Genomic DNA, 3,263 nt, shown 5'->3' with positions numbered 1-3,263 from the left:
TGGCTGACAAAGCCTACTCTGGGAATGCGCTACGTAACGAGTTGAAAAGAAAAGGGATGAAAACGGTTATTCCCCGAAAATCAAATGAAAAACTGGCTTCAGATGGACGCTCGCAACTTGATCGTGATGCTTATCGCCATCGCAACGTTGTGGAAAGGTGTTTTGGCCGTTTAAAGGAATATCGCCGGATCGCTACACGTTATGAAAAAACGGCAAGAAACTATCTAGCAATGGTGAAACTGGGCTGCATTCGCTTGTTTTACCGCCGATTACGCAATTAAGGGACACAGCCTAACGTCTCTGCTAACGTCAAACGCAATATCAAAAAACTGCACAAATTCCGGCAAATCACCTATTCAATCAATTTCTGGTAAACTTATTGCATTGAGTTATGCAGGAGAAAATTTTGATAAACCCAACGCCAGAACAACAAGCTGTCATTGATTGGCAAGGCGATAAGTGTAGTGGTCAACTAGAATTGAAAGATAAGAGGTGATCAGGAGCAATAACCGAGTAAAACAGTGGATCAATTTTCGGTGATCTTTGACCGGATACCTCTACTTTCTTATTCCTTATTCTATTTGTAATAAAATTGAGCGAAATTTGGTTTTTTTGTTTACAGCTTATGTTTATATTTTTTATGAAAATAAAAACAAGAGTTAGCGTTTGTGACACCCAATTATAACGTTTTTTGTTACTTACTAATCACTTCTTTTGCACAATCAGCGACAATGGATGCGACCCAACAACAGCAAAAAGCGTTATTAGATGAAGCAAATCAGCAAAGAAACGCGTTGCAAAAATCCCCTTCATTTTTAGTGCCGTTGCTGCCTCCTGTTGCAACTGATTCACATCCCGCGCCGTGTTTTACGCTTCGCACTATCCAGTTTGAAAATGCTCGTTCGCTTTCGCCATCAACCCAATCTGCGTTAAAAGCCGCTTATCTTTACCGTTGTCTTACATTGATTGACATTCAGCAACTGGTACGCGATATCACGAATACCTATATTGAAAAAGGATATGTCACGTCTCAAGCTTATTTACCGGCGCAGGATATTCGTCAGGGGACGCTACGAATTGCTGTCATGGAAGGATTGACTGAATCGGTGGAGATTGAAGGGCAACCGCTTCGTATGGTAAATATGGTTTTTCCAAACTTGACCGGTCAGGTATTAAACCTGCGGGATATTGAGCAGGGATTAGAGCAGCTTAATCGCTTGGCCTCTGCCCGTTATACGATTGATATTCAGCCTGGGATGCATCCAGGCTATTCACGGGTCTTAATTCGCCGTCAGGTCGACGGCTTGCCCGGTAAAATAAATTTCAGTGTGGATAATAGCGGCCAGAAAAGCCCCCCCGAAACCAAAATGCAGGTCGGACTGGTCTTCGATACGCCTTTAGGACTGGGAGAGCAGTGGCAGGCTTCCTTATCGCGTGATGTTGATTTTAGTGCATCCAACTCTACACGGAATCTGTCTGCTAGCCTTAGTCTCCCTTATGGTTATTGGACGGGACGGTATAGTTATCTTCATAGTACGTCACCGCAATCCATGACGGTGATGAAAAAATCCTATCTTTATCTCGGGAAGAATGAAACCCATCAACTGGATGTGAACCGCACAATGTACCGTGATAGGCAGCAAAAGCTGACCTTACAAGTCGGCGGGCGCCACAAAACGGTCAAAAACACGCTTGCTGGACAAACTTTAGTGACCAGCAGTGCTACTTTTAATACCGTGTTTTCGCAAGTACAGTACAGTTCTGTCGTTGCGGGTGGTTACCTGACGGTAAATCCGGGTGTTGAATACGGTCTGTCTATCTGGGACACCACAGCCCGTCACGCCAACCGGATGGCCCCGCAAGCGGATTTCCTGAAATTCACGTTAAGCAGCAGCTATTTTACTTTGTTAACCGACAACATGAGTTATTTGACCAGTTTTTATGGTCAGATGACATCACATAACCTCTTTCTCTCAGAACGCCTATCCTTAGGTGGGCTTTATTCTGTCCGTGGTTATAAGGAGCAAACACTCAGTGGTAATCAAGGCTTTTACTGGCGCAATGAGATGAGCTACCCCGTGATACGCCAGGGAGCATTAACCGTCAATCTCACCGGCGCGGTCGATTACGGTTATTTGCATCACCAGCCTAAGTATGGAATTGAACGTGCTCATCTTCTTGGTAGTGGGGTTGGTCTCTCTGCCTCCGCCAGGCTGTTCAATACCCAGATACTGCTGGGTAAGCCGCTTTATTATCCCACTTCATTACAGCCTGACCGGTGGAGTGTTTACTGGTCTGCGGGGATTGAATGGTGATTTTGTTTTTTTCTTTTTCTTTGAAAATTGTTGGACAAACCCATGTTAACTGAGCCCCCGTCTTTTCGAATGAAAATCATCAGCTACTTGCTGACTGGCTTAACGGCATTTTACCCGCTTCATCCTGCCATTGGGGCGGGCATCAGTGTGGCGGGGAATCAGACGCAGGTGATACAGCAAGGTCAAGTGCCGGTGATTAACATTGCCACCCCGAATGCGGCGGGTGTTTCTCATAACCAGTATCAAGATTTTAATGTTGCCCCCACCGGGGCGGTGCTCAATAACGCCGTCTCGTCGGTGACATCACAACTGGCCGGACAAATGAGTGCTAACGGTAATCTTAACGGTAAATCGGCCGACCTGATTATCAATGAGGTGGTTAGCGGTAATGTGTCTAGCCTGCAGGGTAAACTGGAAGTGGCCGGACAAAAGGCAAATATCCTGATTGCTAACCCAAACGGGATTACCTGTGATGGCTGTGGTTTTATTAACTCGCCATCGGTGACCTTATCAACCGGTAAACCGGTATTTGACAAACAGGGGGCGCTTGAGGCGCTGGCGGTGAAAAAAGGTGCCGTGACCATTGGTGATAAGGGATGGGATGCAAAAGCACAGGATTATGTCGATATTCTTAGTCAGGCCACCGTGTTAAACGGAAAAATACAGGCAAAAAACCTATCATTGACGCAGGGGACGAACCGAATTGATTTAAAGCAGGGAACTATCACCCCGATAAAAGGGGATAGTCCGGCACCGAGCTTGGCCGTTGATAGCGCAGCGTTAGGGGGTATGTACGCCAACAAAATCCGTTTAGTCGCCACCGAAACTGGGGTGGGCGTCAATTTAGTGAATATCGTCACTGACCAGAGCGCGATTACGATGACGGTGAAAGGCGAAATCACGGTCAATAACGCGAATGCCAAAACGGATATCAATGTTAGCAGTCAA

Annotated in this window: 3 protein-coding genes; all 3 read left to right on the top strand. The window is 46.0% G+C overall.

Annotation, left to right across the window (positions count from 1 at the left end; translation table 11 throughout):
- On the top strand, window positions 1-281 hold a 281-nt coding region (locus G468_RS0116660), incomplete at its 5' end, for an IS5/IS1182 family transposase (protein ID WP_026823997.1).
- Window positions 282-731: 450 nt separating this feature from the next.
- On the top strand, window positions 732-2,315 hold the full coding sequence (locus G468_RS0116650; RefSeq protein WP_155847023.1) for a ShlB/FhaC/HecB family hemolysin secretion/activation protein: 1,584 nt from the start codon (window positions 732-734) through the stop codon (window positions 2,313-2,315).
- Window positions 2,316-2,384: 69 nt separating this feature from the next.
- The coding region (locus tag G468_RS21615) for a filamentous hemagglutinin N-terminal domain-containing protein (RefSeq protein ID WP_155847024.1) at window positions 2,385-3,263 on the top strand (879 nt) is incomplete at its 3' end.

This window comes from Arsenophonus nasoniae DSM 15247 (assembly GCF_000429565.1).
Classification (GTDB): Bacteria; Pseudomonadota; Gammaproteobacteria; order Enterobacterales; family Enterobacteriaceae; genus Arsenophonus; species Arsenophonus nasoniae.
The sequence above is the reverse complement of the archived record's forward strand: the minus strand, read 5'-3'. Positions and strand labels throughout refer to the sequence as shown.

What these genes read in the sequence shown, in the direction of transcription:
- G468_RS0116650 (WP_155847023.1), top strand. Translation starts at nt 732, where the DNA reads ATGGATGCGACCCAACAACAGCAAAAAGCGTTATTAGATGAAGCAAAT.